Annotated in this window: 16 protein-coding genes; 14 read left to right on the forward strand and 2 right to left on the reverse strand. The window is 69.5% G+C overall.

Features of this window, described 5'->3' with window-relative positions; genetic code table 11:
* The first annotated feature begins 2 nt into the window (after window positions 1–2).
* The 12 genes from ABZZ22_RS13670 to ABZZ22_RS13725 all read left to right on the forward strand — a co-directional run bounded on the left by ABZZ22_RS13670 (window position 3) and on the right by ABZZ22_RS13725 (window position 12,280).
* Complete coding sequence (locus ABZZ22_RS13670; protein WP_354932094.1) at window positions 3–1,364, forward strand: replication-associated recombination protein A; 1,362 nt, start codon at window positions 3–5, stop codon at window positions 1,362–1,364.
* Window positions 1,365–1,442: 78 nt separating this feature from the next.
* Window positions 1,443–2,030, forward strand: coding sequence for a hypothetical protein (locus ABZZ22_RS13675; RefSeq protein ID WP_354932097.1), 588 nt, complete (start codon window positions 1,443–1,445; stop codon window positions 2,028–2,030).
* Complete coding sequence (locus ABZZ22_RS13680) at window positions 2,027–2,464, forward strand: DUF6167 family protein (protein WP_354932100.1); 438 nt, start codon at window positions 2,027–2,029, stop codon at window positions 2,462–2,464. Before ABZZ22_RS13675 ends, ABZZ22_RS13680 begins: the two co-directional genes overlap by 4 nt.
* Complete coding sequence (gene alaS, locus ABZZ22_RS13685) at window positions 2,464–5,157, forward strand: alanine--tRNA ligase (protein WP_354932103.1); 2,694 nt, start codon at window positions 2,464–2,466, stop codon at window positions 5,155–5,157. The genes ABZZ22_RS13680 and alaS overlap by 1 nt, the downstream gene beginning before the upstream one ends.
* Window positions 5,157–5,630, forward strand: coding sequence for a Holliday junction resolvase RuvX (gene ruvX, locus ABZZ22_RS13690; RefSeq protein ID WP_354932106.1), 474 nt, complete (start codon window positions 5,157–5,159; stop codon window positions 5,628–5,630). The genes alaS and ruvX overlap by 1 nt, the downstream gene beginning before the upstream one ends.
* Before the next feature lie 169 nt (window positions 5,631–5,799).
* Window positions 5,800–7,200, forward strand: coding sequence for an endolytic transglycosylase MltG (gene mltG, locus ABZZ22_RS13695; protein ID WP_354932109.1), 1,401 nt, complete (start codon window positions 5,800–5,802; stop codon window positions 7,198–7,200).
* 13 nt (window positions 7,201–7,213) lie between these two features.
* Window positions 7,214–8,062: a shikimate dehydrogenase gene (locus ABZZ22_RS13700; protein WP_354932112.1), complete on the forward strand. Its 849-nt coding sequence runs from the start codon at window positions 7,214–7,216 to the stop codon at window positions 8,060–8,062.
* A complete protein-coding gene (locus ABZZ22_RS13705) occupies window positions 8,059–8,736 on the forward strand; it encodes an A24 family peptidase (protein WP_354932115.1) in 678 nt (225 codons plus the stop codon). The genes ABZZ22_RS13700 and ABZZ22_RS13705 overlap by 4 nt, the downstream gene beginning before the upstream one ends.
* A gap of 46 nt (window positions 8,737–8,782) precedes the next feature.
* Window positions 8,783–9,961: a chorismate synthase gene (aroC, locus tag ABZZ22_RS13710; RefSeq protein WP_354932118.1), complete on the forward strand. Its 1,179-nt coding sequence runs from the start codon at window positions 8,783–8,785 to the stop codon at window positions 9,959–9,961.
* The gene (locus ABZZ22_RS13715) at window positions 9,961–10,491 is read left to right on the forward strand and encodes a shikimate kinase (protein ID WP_354932121.1); all 531 of its coding nucleotides are present in this window, start codon (window positions 9,961–9,963) and stop codon (window positions 10,489–10,491) included. The genes aroC and ABZZ22_RS13715 overlap by 1 nt, the downstream gene beginning before the upstream one ends.
* Before the next feature lie 16 nt (window positions 10,492–10,507).
* Entirely contained in the window at window positions 10,508–11,605 is a 1,098-nt protein-coding gene (gene aroB / locus ABZZ22_RS13720; protein WP_354932124.1) for a 3-dehydroquinate synthase, read from the forward strand.
* A gap of 150 nt (window positions 11,606–11,755) precedes the next feature.
* Window positions 11,756–12,280 carry a hypothetical protein gene (locus ABZZ22_RS13725; protein WP_354932127.1) on the forward strand — a complete coding sequence of 175 codons (525 nt, stop codon included), beginning with the start codon at window positions 11,756–11,758 and terminating at the stop codon, window positions 12,278–12,280.
* A gap of 113 nt (window positions 12,281–12,393) precedes the next feature.
* Here ABZZ22_RS13725 and ABZZ22_RS13730 read toward each other — a convergent pair whose 3' ends face one another.
* Window positions 12,394–13,551: an acyl-CoA dehydrogenase family protein gene (locus ABZZ22_RS13730; RefSeq protein WP_354932130.1), complete on the reverse strand. Its 1,158-nt coding sequence runs from the start codon at window positions 13,549–13,551 to the stop codon at window positions 12,394–12,396.
* A gap of 45 nt (window positions 13,552–13,596) precedes the next feature.
* A complete protein-coding gene (locus ABZZ22_RS13735; protein WP_354932133.1) occupies window positions 13,597–14,202 on the reverse strand; it encodes a TetR/AcrR family transcriptional regulator in 606 nt (201 codons plus the stop codon).
* Between the two features lie 134 nt (window positions 14,203–14,336).
* On the opposite strand from ABZZ22_RS13735, the gene ABZZ22_RS13740 reads away from it, so the two are divergent.
* Together ABZZ22_RS13740 and efp are read left to right on the forward strand one after the other, a co-directional pair.
* Window positions 14,337–14,792 (forward strand): type II 3-dehydroquinate dehydratase, encoded by a 456-nt coding sequence (locus tag ABZZ22_RS13740; RefSeq protein WP_354932136.1) that lies wholly within the window; start codon window positions 14,337–14,339, stop codon window positions 14,790–14,792.
* A 145-nt stretch (window positions 14,793–14,937) separates the two neighbouring features.
* Entirely contained in the window at window positions 14,938–15,504 is a 567-nt protein-coding gene (efp, locus tag ABZZ22_RS13745; RefSeq protein WP_292647787.1) for an elongation factor P, read from the forward strand.
* Window positions 15,505–15,506 lie beyond the last annotated feature (2 nt).

A 15,506-nucleotide genomic window follows, 5' to 3' on the forward strand; every position in this document is an offset into this window, starting at 1 on the left:
GTGTGGAGGGACTCTTCGATATCGCGCAGCCGTCCGGCCCGACCAGAGGCGGGTCGCTGTCTGACAGTGACCGTGCGTCCGCGCCGCTGGCGGTGCGGATGCGGCCGCGTACGCTCGAGGAGCTGGTCGGGCAGAGCTCGCTCAAGGCGGCCGGTTCGCCGCTGCACCAGGTCGTCGAGGGCGGCCAGTCGCTCTCGCTGCTGCTGTGGGGGCCGCCGGGGACCGGGAAGACGACGATCGCGAGCATCGTGAGCAAGTCCACCGACCGGCGCTTCGTGGAGGTCTCCGCCGTCTCGGCTGGGGTCAAGGAGGTGCGGGCGGCGATCGACGCCGCCCGGGCCGAGCTGGTCGCGACCGGCAAGGAGACGGTGCTCTTCGTCGACGAGGTCCACCGGTTCAGCAAGGCGCAGCAGGACGCGCTGTTGCCGGGCGTGGAGAACCGGTGGGTCACCCTGGTCGCGGCCACCACGGAGAACCCCTTCTTCTCGGTGATCTCGCCGCTGCTGTCGCGGTCGCTGCTGCTTCGGCTCGAGTCGCTGACCGACGACGACATCCGGGGCGTACTCATGCGTGCCCTGGAGGACGAGCGGGGCCTCGGCGGCTCGGTGACGATCAGCGACGAGGCGCTCGACCACCTCGTCCGCCTCGCCGGTGGTGACGCGCGCAGGTCCCTGACCTACCTGGAGGCTGCGGCTGGCGCGGTCTCGACAAGCTCGACCACCGATGACAGCGAGATCACCCTCGAGGCGGCCGAGCGGGCCGTGGACCAGGCAGCGGTGCGCTACGACCGCCAGGGCGACCAGCACTACGACGTGGTCAGCGCGTTCATCAAGTCGGTGCGCGGCTCGGACGCGGACGCGGCGCTGCACTACCTGGCGCGGATGATCGAGGCGGGGGAGGACCCCAGGTTCATCGCCCGCCGACTGATGATCCTGGCGTCGGAGGACATCGGTCTGGCCGACTCGACGGCCCTGCAGACCGCGGTCGCCGCCGCGCAGACGGTGCAGCTGATCGGGATGCCCGAGGCCCAGCTCACCCTGGCCCACGCGACGATCGCGCTAGCCGTCGCCCCGAAGTCCAACGCGGTCACCAACTCCATCTTCGCCGCGCGCGCCGACGTCGCCGCCGGGAAGATCGGCAACGTCCCGCCGCACCTGCGCGACGCCCACTACGAGGGAGCGAAGAAGATCGGCCACGGGGAGACCTACAAATATGCCCACGACGAGCCCTTCGGAATCGCGACCCAGCAGTACGCGCCGGATGCGGTGGCCGATGCCGAGTACTACCAGCCGACGACACATGGAGCCGAGGCGGGAGTGAAGGAGCGTTGGGAGAAGATCCGGGACATCGTACGCGGCAGCTGACCGTGTTGGTCTCGACACGCCTTCGCCTGGCGGCTCCGGCGGCTCGACCAGCGAGGCGGGGCTATAGGGTTTGGGGCGATGAACTCGGTTAGCGTGCCCGCCTGGGTCCTGGGAACTGCGGCAGGGGTAGTCGTACTCCTGGCGCTGATCGTCGTGCTGCTTGCGCTCCGGGCGCGTCGCAGCGCCCGGCGCCGGGTCGCGGAGGCCGAGGCCAGCGAGGCGGAGCTGCGCGAGCGGCTCGAGGCGCTGGAGAGGCGGATGACCCGGCCGGAGTCGACGTCTCGGCGACAACGCCGCGAGGAGCGGGCTGCCGAGAAGGAGTACGTGATCACCTCTCTCGGCGAGGACGCGGACGACGACGGCGAGTCTGCTGAGGTGGAGCAGGTGGCGCGGCGTACGTTGACCGCACCGGCGTTCGCGGACGCCGTGTTTCGGGAGACCGTGGTGCACAGCGCCGCGCTGGTGCACGGGGTCCGCCGGGCGCTCTCTCCCGAGGTGCGGTTCAAGATCCGCTACGAGATGCACCGCGAGGTCAAGCGGGCCCGCAAGGACCGCAAGAGCGAGATGCGCGAGGCGCTGCGGGAATACCGGGCGCGGCAGCGCGAGGCAGTTGACGAGGACGACGTGGTCTCGACGAGCTCGACCACCGGAAGGGACAGGCAATGAGGGGCGCGATCTGGTTCGTGGCCGGCGCCGGCGCAGGGGTGTACGCGATGGTCAAGGGGCGGCGGGCCGCGGAGGCCTTCACCGCCGACGGCTTGCGCGACCGCGCTCAGGCGCTCGGGGTCGGCGCGCGGATGTTCCGCGACGAGCTGGCCACCGGCAAAGCCGAGAAGGAGATCGAGCTGCGGGAGTGGATCGAGACGACCGGAGCGAGGTCGGGCGGCGAGCTTGCTCGTCCGCCCGCGCCGAGCGAGGGAGTGACCGCGCGCAGCGCGGAGGCCAGGACTCCGTCCATCGCCTCGGGCTCCGCTTCGGTAGGTGGCCCGAAACAGATTGGCGCCATCGGCGCCGGTCAGCAGACACTTGCCCCAGAGATCGAGCACAGAAACGGGCCGACCGAGGACCCGAGGCTGAACACGGAAGGTAGTACCCCCTGATGGAGTGGTTGAGCACGGCGGAGATCCGCCGCCGTTTCACGGCGCATTTCGCCGAGAACACCGAGATCGGCGAGCACACGGTGGTGCCGTCGGCATCGCTCCTGCTCGACGACCCCAACCTGCTCTTCGTGAACGCAGGCATGGTGCCCTTCAAGCCCTACTTCCTCGGCCAGGCCACGCCCCCCTACGAGCGGGCGACGTCGGTGCAGAAGTGCATCCGTACGCCTGACATCGAGGAGGTCGGCAAGACCACCCGGCACGGCACCTTCTTCGAGATGTGCGGCAACTTCTCCTTCGGCGACTACTTCAAGGAGGGCGCGATCACGCTCGCCTGGGAGCTGATCACCAAGTCGGTCGCAGACGGTGGCTTCGGCTTCGACGAGTCGATCCTCTATCCCTCCGTGCTCAACGGTGACGACGAGGCGGTCGAGCTGTGGAAGAAGATCACCGGCCTGCCCGACGACCGCATCGTGCGGCTGCCCCCGAGCGAGAACTACTGGTCGATGGGCGTGCCCGGACCGGGTGGCCCGTGCTCGGAGATCCTGATCGACCGCGGCCCGGAGTTCGGCGCCGACCGTGACTGGGACGCCGGCGACCGCTACCTGGAGTTCTGGAACCTCGTCTTCATGCAGGACAACGTCGTCGCGGCGCGGTCCAAGTACGACGTCGACATCGACGGGCCGCTCGCGCAGACCGGCATCGACACCGGCATGGGCCTCGAGCGGGTCGCCTACCTGATGCAGGGCAAGGCGAACATGTACGAGACCGACGTGGTCTTCCCCGTCATCGAGAAGGCGATGGAGCTGACCGGGAAGAAGTACGGCGCCGCCTATGATGACGACGTCCGCTTCCGGGTCGTCGCCGACCACGTGCGCTCCTCGCTGATGCTGATCGGCGACGGCGTGACCCCCGGCAACGAGGGCCGCGGCTACGTGCTGCGCCGCCTGATGCGCCGTGCGATCCGCAACATGCGCCTGCTGGGGTACGAGGACCCGGCGATGCCTGAGCTGTTGCCGATCTCCCGCGACAAGATGGGGGAGACCTACACCGACCTGCACACCGGTTGGGACCGCATCAAGCGGGTGGCCGACGCCGAGGAGGAGGCCTTCCGCAAGACCCTCGCGGCCGGCACCCAGATCTTCGATCTGGCCGCGACCGAGGTGAAGTCGAGCGGAGCCACCACGTTCTCCGGCGACAAGGCGTTCCAGCTCCACGACACGTACGGCTTCCCGATCGACCTGACCCTCGAGATGGCCGCCGAGGCGGGCCTCGAGGTCGACGAGCCGGGCTTCCGCGGCCTGATGACCGAGCAGCGCGAGCGGGCCAAGGCCGACGCGCGCGCCAAGAAGGGCCAGCACGCCGACGTGTCGGTCTACCGCGGCATCCTCGACGCCAACGGGCCCACCGACTGGCAGGCCTACACGACACTCGACACCGAGTCGAAGCCGATCGCTCTCCTCAAGGAGGGCAAGCGGGTCGACGTGCTCGGCCCCGAGGAGATCGGTGAGATCGTCCTCGACCGCACCCCGTTCTACGCCGAGTCCGGTGGCCAGTCCGCCGACGCGGGCATCATCGAGTTCGACGGTGGCCGGCTCGAGGTCGTCGACGTGCAGCGGCCGGTCAAGGGCCTGGTCGTGCACCAGGTCCGGGTCGTCGACGGCGAGTTCGCTGCGCGCGGGACTGCCGGTGGCCTGGTGCACGCCCAGGTCGACAAGGAGTGGCGTCTCGGCGCCCGCCAGGCCCACTCCGGCACCCACGTGGTGCACGCGGCGCTGCGCGAGGTGCTCGGGCCGACCGCGCTGCAGTCGGGCTCGTTCAACCGCCCGGGCTACCTGCGCCTCGACTACGGCTGGACCAAGGGCCTGACCCCGGAGCAGATGCACGAGGTCGAAGAGGTCTCCAACAACGCGCTGCGCGCCGACCTGCCGGTCGCCTGGGACTACATGACCCTCCCGCAGGCCAAGGAGTGGGGCGCGATCGCGCTCTTCGGCGAGACCTACGACGACACCAAGGTCCGCGTCGTCGAGATCGGTGGGCCCTGGTCGCGCGAGCTGTGTGGCGGCACCCACGTGGACCACTCCGCCCAGATCGGCACGATCGTGGTCACCTCGGAGGCCTCGGTCGGCTCCGGCAACCGCCGCATCGAGGCATACACAGGCGTCGAGGGCTTCAACTACCTCGCCCGTGAGCGCGACGTCGTCTCCGAGCTCAACCTGCTGCTCAAGTCGAAGTCCGACGACGTCGTCGGCCGGGTCTCCGACCTGATGGAGCGGCTCAAGGCCGCCGAGAAGGAGATCGCCCGGGCGCGTACGGCACAGCTGCTCGCCTCCGGTGGCTCGATCGCGGCCACCGCGGTCGACGTCAACGGCGTCCGGGTCGTCGCCCAGCGGATCCCGGGCGTGGGCGGCGGCGACGCGCGCACGCTCGCCCAGGACGTACGCTCCCGGCTCGGTGACGCGCCGGCGGCCGTCGTGCTCTTCGGTGACGCTGACGGCAAGGTCGCCGTCGTGGCCGCGGTCAACCCCGCGGGTATCGCCAAGGGCGTCAAGGCGGGAGACCTGATCAAGGAGCTCGCGCCGGTCGTCGGCGGCCGCGGTGGCGGCAAGCCCGACTTCGCCCAGGGCGGTGGCACCGAGGTCGGCAAGATCGACGATGCCGTCGCGAAGGTCGCGTCCCTCGTGACGGGAGCTTGATGCGTCACGGCGTACGCCTCGGTCTCGATCCTGGCGACGCCCGGATCGGCGTCGCCAGGAGCGACCCCACGGGGTTCCTGGCGACGCCGCTGGAAACGGTCAAGAAGGGCCGCGGTGACCTCGCGCGGCTGCAGGCGATCGTCGCCGAGATCGCTGAGGAGTCGACGATGCTCGAGGTGGTCGTCGGCCTGCCCAGGTCCCTCAAGGGTGGGGAGAACCCGGCGACTGCTAAGGTCCGGGACTTCGCCGCGTCCCTGGCGCGTCGAGTGGCCCCGGTCCCGGTTCGTCTCATCGACGAACGACTCACCACTGTCTCTGCGGAGGCTATGCTCCGAGATCGAGGTCGCAAGGGCCAGGACCGGCGAGCAGTTGTGGACATGGCCGCTGCGGTCGTGATCCTGCAACACGCATTGGACAGTGAGCGCGCATCGGGGGCCGCGCCCGGAGAGATCGTTGAGGTCGTCAATGAGTGAGCGCTACTACCCCCCGGACCCGCGCGACCCGCGTCGCCCTGGTCAGGGGGCACCTGGTCGCGATCCACGCGGCGGCTACCCGCCACGGCAGCAGCCCCCGCACGATCCTCGACAAGGCCAGCGGCCGGATCCGCGAGACCCCCGGCAGGATCCCCGGGATCCGCGCCGGATGCCGCCGCAGATGCCGGGCCAGATGCCGCCGCAGCAGCCGGGCCAGCCGGGTCGGCCGGGTCGCCGCCCGGGGCCTCGCCCGATGCCCGGCGGCGGGATGCCCCCGCCGGCGTACGGCCAGCAGGAGCCCCCGCCCGGCTACGGCCAGCAGCAGCCTCCGCCCGGTTATGGCCGGCAGGAGCCCCCGCAGCGTCCCGGCGGCTACGGCGAGCCGGGCTATGAGCAGCAGCCGGGCTTCTTCGACGGTGGTGGGCCTTCGGATCACGATCCGTACTTCGACGAGGAGCCGCCCAAGCGCAAGCGCCGCTTCGGTGGCTGCCTGGCGGTGCTGGTGGCGATGGCCGTCGTGGTCGGCGGCTTCTACTTCGTCGGCGACCGTGCCATCGACTACGTCAAGGACATGGTCGCGCCTCCGGCCGACTATGCCGGCCCGGGCACGGACCCGGTCTCGTTCGAGGTGCACGAGGGTGACTCGGTCTCGGCGGTCGGCCGCAACCTGAAGGATGTCGGCGTGGTGAAGTCCGTCGATGCCTTCATCGACGCGGCCAACGAGGAGGCGCTGACCGTGCAGGTCGGCTTCTACCCCTTGAAGAAGGAGATGAAGGCCGCCGACGCCGTCGAGGTCCTCGCCAACCCGGAGAACATCGACACGGTCAACGTCACCATCACTGAAGGATCGCGTGCCAAGGCGATCTACAAGGTGCTCGCCGAGAAGACCGGGAAGAAGCCGGCCGACTACAAGTTGGCCGCCCAGGACACTGAGGCGATCGGGCTGCCCGACTACGCCAAGGGCAACGTCGAGGGCTACCTCTTCCCGGCGACGTACGCCTTCCCGCCCGACGCCACGCCGACCGACATGCTGGCGATGATGATCGACCGGTGGGAGCAGGCGCTCGGAGCCAACGACATCGAGGCGCGTGCCAAGCAGCTCAAGTGCGGCGACGGCAAGGCGTGCACGGCCGAGCAGATCATGACCGTCGCCTCTCTCGTCGAGGCCGAGGGGCGTGGCGAGGACATGGCCAAGATCGCCCAGGTGATCTACAACCGAGTAGAGAACCCCGGCACGGCGGGCCAGGCAGGCTTCCTGCAGATCGATGCGACGGTCAACTATGCGCTCGGGAAGTCTGGAAGCACCGAGCTCGGTGGCGTCGATGTGCAGACCGTCGACTCGCCCTACAACACCTATACCAACAAGGGCTTGCCTCCGGGGCCGATCGGGGCCCCGGGCGACGCCGCGATTCAGGCCGCGCTCAATCCGACTGAAGGTGACTGGTACTACTACGTGACCGTCAACCTGAAGACCGGTGAGACGAAATTCGCCAAGAACTATGACCAGTTCTTGAAGTTCAAGGCCGAGTACAAGGCCTACTGCCGTTCAGCCAAGTCCAAGAGCTGCTGAGGAGAAGACCTGCGTGAAGTGTGCCGTCCTGGGTGATCCGATCGATCACTCGCTCTCCCCGGCCCTCCACAGAGCGGCGTACGCCGAGCTGGAGATGTCCGACTGGTCCTACACGTCCACGCGCGTGCAGGCCGGTGGCCTGGCGACGTACGTCGCCGACCTCGGCGGCGACTGGCCGCCGAGCCGTTGGCGTGGGCTGTCGGTGACGATGCCGCTCAAGCGGGAGGCGTACGAGCTGGCGCGGTCGATCTCGCCGCGGGCGCGGCTCGTGGGGGCGGTCAACACGCTGGTGCGCTCCTCGCACGGCTGGGTGGGGGACAACACCGACCTGCCCGGGGCGGTCGCGGCGATCCGGGAACGTGCCGGTGCGGACTTCTCGTGTGCCTCCGGTGCGATCCTGGGCGCCGGCGCGACGGCGGCGTCGACCGGCCTCGCGCTCGCCGAGCTGGGTGCATCCCGGATCACGCTGCTGGCCCGCAACCCGGGTGCGGCGGGGGAGACGATCGAGATGATCTCGCGTCACCGCAGCAAGCCGGTGGTCTCGGTGCTGCCCATCGACTCTGCGATCGACGGTGTCGACGTGGTCGTCTCCACCGTCCCGGCTAAGGCACAGACTCCTGAGCTCATCGACCGTTGGGCGTCCACCCCGGTCGTCTTCGACGTCGTCTACGACCCGTGGCCCTCGCCGCTGCTCTCGGTGACGCCTGGCGTGGCGATCAGCGGTCTGGATCTACTCGTGCATCAAGCCGTGCTGCAGTTCGAGCTCTTCACCGGCCGCCCCGCGCCGCTGGAGGCCATGCGGGCAGAGGGGGAGAAGGCGCTGGCCAGCAGGGAGTCCAGCATGGAGCCGTCACCGGCATGAGCCCCGGGGCGGTCGTGCTGGTGAGCGCCGCCGTCGCCGCGCTGCTCGCTCTCGGGGTGCCGGCACTGCTTCGCCGTCTCCCCGAACCAGCCGACGACCCGCCCGCGTCGTCCTATGCCGATCTGGCCGGACCGGCGCTGCTCCTTCCGATCGCGGTGAGCGTCTCCGCGGCCGTCGCCGCGCTGCTGGCCTGGCAGGTGGAGCCCTCGCGACTGATGGTCTTCCTGGTTCCGCTCGTGCCGCTGCTGGTGCTGCTGGCGTACGTCGACTGGCGGGTGCAGCGGCTGCCCAAGCAGCCGATCCTGGCCGCCACGGTCGTAGGGCTGCTGGCGGTCGGCTTCGAGTGGCTGTGGGTGCGTGACACCGGAGCCGTCATCGGTGCCGTCGTCGGGCTCGTCCTGGCCCGCTCGGCGTTCTGGCTGCTGTGGCGGCTGATGCCGCATGCGATGGGCTTCGGTGACGTACGGCTCGCAGCGCTCGTCGGCCTCGTCCTCGGCCGTCTCGGGTGGGACGAGCTCGCGGTCGGACTCTGGTCCGGGCTGGCGATCTTCGGTCTGTGGGGCATCGGACGTGCGCTCGCGAGGCGCTCGCGTGAGGCGATGCGCGAGCCCCTGGCGTACGGGCCCTTCATGATCTTGGGGATGGTCCTCGGCGTCCTCGCCGTCTCGGTTTGAGCCCGGGTGCACGGGCTGGTGCGGCCGGGATGAAAGACTGACGTCCATGTTGCGTTGGCTCACTGCGGGCGAGTCCCACGGTCCGTCTCTGACGGCCGTGATGGAGGGTCTGCCTGCCCATGTCCGGATCACCTCTGACGACATCGCTGATGCCCTGGCCCGGCGTCGGCTCGGTTATGGGCGCGGCGCCCGGATGAAGTTCGAGAAGGACCAGGTGCGGATCACCGGCGGCGTACGCCACGGCGAGTCGCAGGGCGGACCGGTCGCGATCGAGATCGGCAACACCGAGTGGCCCAAGTGGGAGACCGTGATGGCCTCCGACCCGGTCGATCCCGAGGTGCTCGCCGGCCAGGCCCGCAACGCGCCGCTGACCCGGCCGCGGCCCGGTCACGCCGACCTGGTCGGGATGCAGAAGTACGACTTCGACGACGCCCGTCCGATCCTGGAGCGAGCCTCGGCCCGTGAGACCGCGGCCCGGGTCGCCCTCGGCGCGGTCGCCTCGGCCTTCCTGGAGCAGACGCTCGGCGCCCGCCTCGTCTCCCACGTCCTGGAGATCGGCGGGGTCCGTACGCCGAGTGTGGAGGTTCCTTCGCCCGAGGACGTGGCGCGCCTCGACGAGGACCCGGTGCGGGTCCTCGACCCCGACGGCTCCAAGCAGATGGTCGCCCGGATCGACCAGGCCCACAAGGACGGCGACACCCTCGGCGGTGTCGTCGAGGTCGTCGTCCACGGCCTGCCGCCGGGCCTCGGCTCGCACGTCCACTGGGACCGACGCCTCGACGCCCGCCTAGCCGGTGCGCTGATGGGCATCCAGGCGATCAAGGGGGTCGAGGTCGGCGACGGGTTCGAGCTCGCCGCGACCCCAGGCTCCCAGGCCCACGACGAGATCGTTCCCTCCGAGGGCGGCATCCGGCGTGCGACCGGGCGCTCCGGTGGCACCGAGGGCGGCATGTCGACCGGCGAGATCCTGCGCGTGCGCGCCGCGATGAAGCCGATCGCGACCGTGCCCCGGGCGCTGCGCACCGTCGACGTCGCGACCGGCGAGTCGACCGTGGCGCACCACCAGCGCTCCGACGTCTGCGCGGTGCCCGCCGCCGGCGTCGTCGCCGAGGCGATGGTCGCGCTCGTCCTGGCCGAGGCCGCGCTGGAGAAGTTCGGCGGCGACTCGGTCGGGGAGACCGCGCGCAACGCCAAGGCCTACCTCGAGAACCTGAGGTACGTGTGATGCCGGCTGTCGTGCTCGTCGGCCCGATGGGCGCGGGCAAGTCGACGGTCGGGGCGCTGCTCGCTTCCCGTCTCGGTGTCGCCCTGCGCGACACCGACGCGGACATCGCGGCCGCTGCCGGCAAGAGCGTCCAGGACATCTTCGTCGACGAGGGCGAGGAGCACTTCCGTACGGTCGAGGCCTCCGCCGTCGCGGCGGCGCTCGCCGAGCACGAGGGTGTCGTCTCCCTCGGCGGCGGCGCCGTCCTGGCCGAGCAGAGCCGGGCCCTGCTGGAGGGCCACACGGTCGTCTACCTGCGTGTCGGCGTCGCGGACGCGGTCAAGCGCGTCGGGCTCGGCTCGGGGCGCCCGCTCCTGCTCGGCAACGTACGCGGGCGGATCAAGGCGCTCCTGGAGGAGCGCGCACCCATCTATGAGTCCGTCGCGACGCTGATCGTCGACACCGACGACCGCACCGCGGCCGACGTAGCCGACGAGATCGCCGCCGCGCTGAGCGGGCAGAACCCCGCCGCGGCGGGAAACCGCAACTGACACGACGGAGCAGACGTTGAACGAGACAGTCATTCGGGTCGAGAGCGCCGCGCCCTACGACGTCGTGGTCGGCTCCGGCCTGGCCACGCGGCTGCAGGGGCTCTTGGGCGAGTCTGTGCAGCGGGTGGCATTCCTCTACGCCGCCGAGCTGGCCGAGCAGGCCGAGCCGGTGGTCCAAGAGCTGCTCGAGCACTATGACGTGCTGGGCCTCGGGCTGCCCAGCGGCGAGGCGCAGAAGACCGTCGCGGTCGCCGCCGACTGCTGGGAGGCGCTGGGGGAGCGGGGCTTCACCCGGTCCGACGCCGTGGTCACCTTCGGCGGCGGCGCGACCACAGACCTCGGCGGCTGGGTCGCGGCCGGCTGGCTGCGTGGAGTGCGCGTCGTGCACATCCCCACCACCGTGCTCGCCATGGTCGACGCCGCGGTCGGCGGCAAGACCGGGGTCAACACCGGCGCCGGCAAGAACCTCGTCGGTGCCTTCCACGAACCGGCCGGCGTGCTGTGCGATCTCGGCCTGCTCGCGACCCTGCCGGATGCGGACCTTGTCGCCGGGCTCGGCGAGGTCGTCAAGTGCGGCTTCATCGCCGACCCGGAGATCCTGCGGCTCGTCGAGGAGACAGACAAGATCACCGCCGACTCGCCGGTCCTGGCCGAGCTGGTCGAGCGCGCCATCCGGGTCAAGACCGAGGTCGTCGCCGCCGACCTGAAGGAGACCGGCGGCACCGACGGCCACCCGGGACGCGAGACGCTCAACTACGGCCACACCCTCGCCCACGCCCTCGAGAAGCACTCCGGCTACTCGATCCGCCACGGTGACGCGGTCGCCGTCGGCTGCGTGTACGCCGCCGAGCTCGCTCGCCTCGCCGGCGTCCTCTCCGACGACGTCGCCGCACGGCACGCGCCGACCTTCGCAAAGGTCGGCCTCCCGACCACCGTCAAGGAGTTGGGCGTCGAGGCCGGCTTCGACGACCTCATCGGCGCCATGCGGGTCGACAAGAAGGCCCGCGGCTCCGTCCTCCGCTTCCTCGTCCTCCACGATCTGGCCACGCCCCGCATCCTCACCGGTCCGTCGGAGGAGCAGCTGCGGGAGGCGTACGGGGTCGTCGGTGGATGAGGCTGGCGCGACAGTGCCGGTTTGCTCGCTATGACGGTGGGTCCGACTTTGTGAACGATTCACAAGGTCGGACCCTCTGTCATAGCGCTCGAGAATGAGCCAATCGGCGATCTGGCGCCACAAGCGAATCCGTGGCGATAGGTTGCGGGGATGCGGACGTATGAGGAACTCAGATGGATCTGGGTCATCAATATCTACGTCCGTCCGTTCTACCTGTGGGCCGAGTGGCTTCCCCACGACTGGGCGATGGCTCGTCGCGTTGCGCGCGCGGGCAGACGAGTCAAGGTCAGTGATGTGCGACGAATGCTCCAAGGAACCTGGCGTGAGAGCTCCGTCGCGGCCTGGTACTGCCTGCGATTCCCTCCCGAATTGGTGGTGAGCGATCTGGAGGTCGCACTGGGGCATGCGAACTCATCGAAGAACGCGCACACCCTCGCTGCCGCCGCTGTGGCACTCCTGGGCCCGCGTGCGTTGACGATGCTGGAGTCGGCGCCGTGCTTGGAAGACCCTGAGGCGATGAGAGACGACGGAGCGGGAGTGATTTCTGCTGCTATCGAAGAGGTCGGCGGCACGCCACCGATCGCCGTCGATCATGTCTACCGTGCCTGGTTCCAAACCCTGCTTCGGGCATCACGAGATCTGCAGGTTGCGTACCGAGGTGCTCGCACAACCTAGGAGGGCTGGAGCCGGGTACAGGGTCCGAGCCCTCCGTCATGCCCCAGAGCGTACGCGCGTAGACGTGGGAGTCCCGAGGGCACCAGGTGACCTCAGGACTCCCACGTCTCGGCTCACAGACCCATGTCCTTGGCGATGATCAGCTTCATGACCTCGGAGGTGCCGCCGTAGATGCGGTTGACGCGGTTGTCGGCGTAGAGGCGGGCGATGGGGTACTCGTTCATGTAGCCGTAGCCGCCGTGGAGCTGCAGGCAGCGGTCTACTACGCGGTGGGCGACCTCGGTGCAGAACAGCTTGGCCGAGGCGGCCTCGGCGGCGGTCAGGGTGCCGGCGTCCTCGGCCTCGATGGCCCGGTCGACCACGGCCTCGGCGGCGTCGACCTCGGCCTTGCACGCGGCCAGCTCGAACTTGGTGTTCTGGAAGGAGGCGACGGCGGTGCCGAAGACCTTGCGCTCGGCGACGTACTTCTTGGCGAACTCGATCGCGGCCGCGGCCTGCGCGTAGGCGCCGACGGCGATGCCGAGGCGCTCGACCGGGAGGTTCTGGCCGAGGTAGGAGAAGCCCTTGCCGACCTCGCCGAGGACGTCCTCGACCGGGACCTGCACGTCGGTGAAGGAGAGCTCGGCGGTGTCGGAGACCTTGAGCCCGAGCTTGTCGAGCTTGCGGCCCACCTCGTAGCCCGGCAGCGACGTGTCGACGGCGAGCAGGGTGATCCCGGCGCGGCGGTCCTCGGGGGTCGCCGGCGCAGTGCGGGCGCAGACGATCACGCGGTCGGCGTTCACGCCGCCGGTGATGAAGGTCTTCGCGCCGTTGAGGACGTAGTGCTTGCCGTCCTCGGTGAGCTTGGCGTTGGTCGTCATCCCGGCGAGGTCGGAGCCGGTGCCCGGCTCGGTCATCGCGATCGCCCACATCTCGGACCCGGCGACGAAGCCGGGCATCCAGCGCTCCATCTGCTCCTTGGTGCCGAGGTTGAGGAGATAGGGCAGGCACAGCCCGACGTGGACGGACGAACCGCCGAAGGAGACACCGGCGCGGGAGAGCTCCTCGGTCATCACGGCGGAGTACTTGAACGACGCGATCCCGGCGCCGCCGTACTCCTCGGGCACCTGGATGCCCCACACGCCGAGCTCACCGAGCTTGAGGTAGAAGTCGTGGGGGACGATCCCCGCCTCGTACCACTCGTCGTAGACCGGGGTGACCTCCTTCTCGATGAACGAGCGGATGGTCTCGCGGAAGGACTGGTGGTCCTCGGTGTAGATCGTGCGGCGCATGGATCCTTGCTTTCTTCTAGGGGGCGCTGGTTGTCGTTCGATAGGTCAGGGGCGGGCGCCGACGACGCGGAGTGCGAGGTCGGCGTAGAAGTCGGCGAGGGACTCAGGGGTCCAGGAGCCGTCGTCGCGGTACCACCGGGCCAGGTCGATGCCGAGCGAGAGCAGCGCGGTGGCGGCCTTGGCCGGGTCAGGGGTGTCGAAGTCGCCGCTGCGTACGCCTTCCTCGACGATCTCGCGCATGACGGTGTCGATGGCGCGGCGCAGGGCCGCGATCTCGCGCAGGTGCTCGTCGGTCAGCGCCGCGAGCTCGTAGTTGATGACCCGCGCTGTCGTGTGGGAGCGCGCGTGGAAGAGGACATAGGTGCGTACGGCCGCGGCAACCCGCTCGGCGGGCGTGGCGTCGGCACGGGCCGCGTCGGTGACCGCCTCGAGGATCACCTCGTGTCCACGCACCGCGATCGCGTGCAGGAGCTCCTCCTTGGAGCGGTGGTGCACGTAGACCGCCGCCGGGCTCAGCCCGGCTGCGGTGGCGATGTCGCGGGTGCTGGTGCCGTGGAAACCCTTGGCGGAGAAGGCCTGGACCGCCGCGTCGAGCAGACGGGCACGGCTGCGATCTCCGCGTGCCTGGGTGCTGGTGCGGACCTCGTTCATTGGCCGTCCTCGTGTCGGAGTCTCCGGGTGTCACTTTCCAGTGTCGCACAATATAAGTGAGCGCTTAGATTCGGATCGCCGTCACGCGCCGAGACGAGCCAAAAGTTGTGACGTGGCCGTGACAGGATGACCGAGTGAGCAAGAAGCTGCAGCCGGTCCTGGTCCTCAACGGCCCCAACCTCGGACGTCTCGGGAAGCGTCAGCCCGAGATCTACGGACACACCACCCACGACGAGCTCGCCGCGATGTGCGTCGACTGGGGTCATGCACTCGGCTTCGCCGCGGACGTACGTCAGACCAACCACGAGGGTGACATGGTCGACTGGCTCAACGACGCGGCCGACAAGGAGATCCCGGTCGTGCTCAATGCCGCCGCCTGGACCCACTACTCCTACGCCATCTACGACGCCTGCGCGCAGCTGACCGCTCCGCTGGTCGAGGTGCACATCTCCGACCCGTCCCAGCGCCCCGAGGTCTTCCGGCACACCAGCGTCGTCACCGAGCACGCGGTGGCGGTCGTGGCGGGCAAGGGCATCGACGGCTATCGCGAGGCGCTCGAGGTGATCGCCGCGAAGATCGGCCGTGCGTGAACGAGCGCCAGCGTGACGGATTGTGTCGGCGTGCGTCTCGTTGACTAGGATTCCCTCTGGCCCTCAGGGCCCTGCGAACCCAGGAACATTGACAACCAGGCCTGCACCGCTGCAGGACGACAGAGACGAAGGCTGACGGACGGTTATGGCGACGACGAACGACCTCAAGAACGGCATGGTGCTGAAGCTCGAGGGCCAGCTCTGGCAGGTGGTCGAGTTCCAGCACGTGAAGCCCGGCAAGGGTCCGGCCTTCGTCCGCACCAAGATGAAGAACGTCGAGTCGGGCAAGAACGTCGACAAGACCTTCAACGCCGGCACCAAGGTCGAGACCGCCACGGTCGACCGCCGCTCGTTCCAGTACCTCTACAACGACGGCACCAACTTCGTCTTCATGGACGTCGCCGACTTCGACCAGGTCGAGGTCACCCCGGAGATCATCGGCGACGGCGCCGGCTTCCTCCTGGAGAACCAGGAGGTCATCCTGGCCACCAACGAGGGTCGCGTCCTCTTCGTCGAGCTCCCGCCGTCGGTCGAGCTCGTCATCTCCTACACCGAACCCGGCGTCATGGGTGACTCGGCCACCGGTCGCACCAAGCCGGCCACCCTCGAGACCGGCGCCGAGATCCAGGTGCCGCTCTTCATCGAGCAGGGCGAGAAGATCAAGGTCGACACCCGCGACGGTGGCTCCTACCTCTCCCGCGTCAAGGGCTGACC

The organism is Nocardioides sp. NPDC006273, assembly GCF_040613495.1.
Taxonomy (GTDB): domain Bacteria; phylum Actinomycetota; class Actinomycetes; order Propionibacteriales; family Nocardioidaceae; genus Nocardioides.

Excerpts from the sequence above, each read along its gene's own strand:
- ABZZ22_RS13730 (WP_354932130.1), bottom strand. The coding sequence starts at position 13,551 with ATGCGCCGCACGATCTACACCGAGGACCACCAGTCCTTCCGCGAGACC.
- ABZZ22_RS13705 (WP_354932115.1), top strand. The coding sequence starts at position 8,059 with ATGAGCCCCGGGGCGGTCGTGCTGGTGAGCGCCGCCGTCGCCGCGCTG.
- ABZZ22_RS13715 (WP_354932121.1), top strand. The coding sequence starts at position 9,961 with ATGCCGGCTGTCGTGCTCGTCGGCCCGATGGGCGCGGGCAAGTCGACG.
- mltG (WP_354932109.1), top strand. The coding sequence starts at position 5,800 with ATGCCGCCGCAGATGCCGGGCCAGATGCCGCCGCAGCAGCCGGGCCAG.
- ABZZ22_RS13675 (WP_354932097.1), top strand. The coding sequence starts at position 1,443 with ATGAACTCGGTTAGCGTGCCCGCCTGGGTCCTGGGAACTGCGGCAGGG.
- ruvX (WP_354932106.1), top strand. The coding sequence starts at position 5,157 with ATGCGTCACGGCGTACGCCTCGGTCTCGATCCTGGCGACGCCCGGATC.
- ABZZ22_RS13680 (WP_354932100.1), top strand. The coding sequence starts at position 2,027 with ATGAGGGGCGCGATCTGGTTCGTGGCCGGCGCCGGCGCAGGGGTGTAC.
- ABZZ22_RS13735 (WP_354932133.1), bottom strand. The coding sequence starts at position 14,202 with ATGAACGAGGTCCGCACCAGCACCCAGGCACGCGGAGATCGCAGCCGT.
- efp (WP_292647787.1), top strand. The coding sequence starts at position 14,938 with ATGGCGACGACGAACGACCTCAAGAACGGCATGGTGCTGAAGCTCGAG.
- ABZZ22_RS13725 (WP_354932127.1), top strand. The coding sequence starts at position 11,756 with ATGCGGACGTATGAGGAACTCAGATGGATCTGGGTCATCAATATCTAC.
- alaS (WP_354932103.1), top strand. The coding sequence starts at position 2,464 with ATGGAGTGGTTGAGCACGGCGGAGATCCGCCGCCGTTTCACGGCGCAT.
- aroC (WP_354932118.1), top strand. The coding sequence starts at position 8,783 with ATGTTGCGTTGGCTCACTGCGGGCGAGTCCCACGGTCCGTCTCTGACG.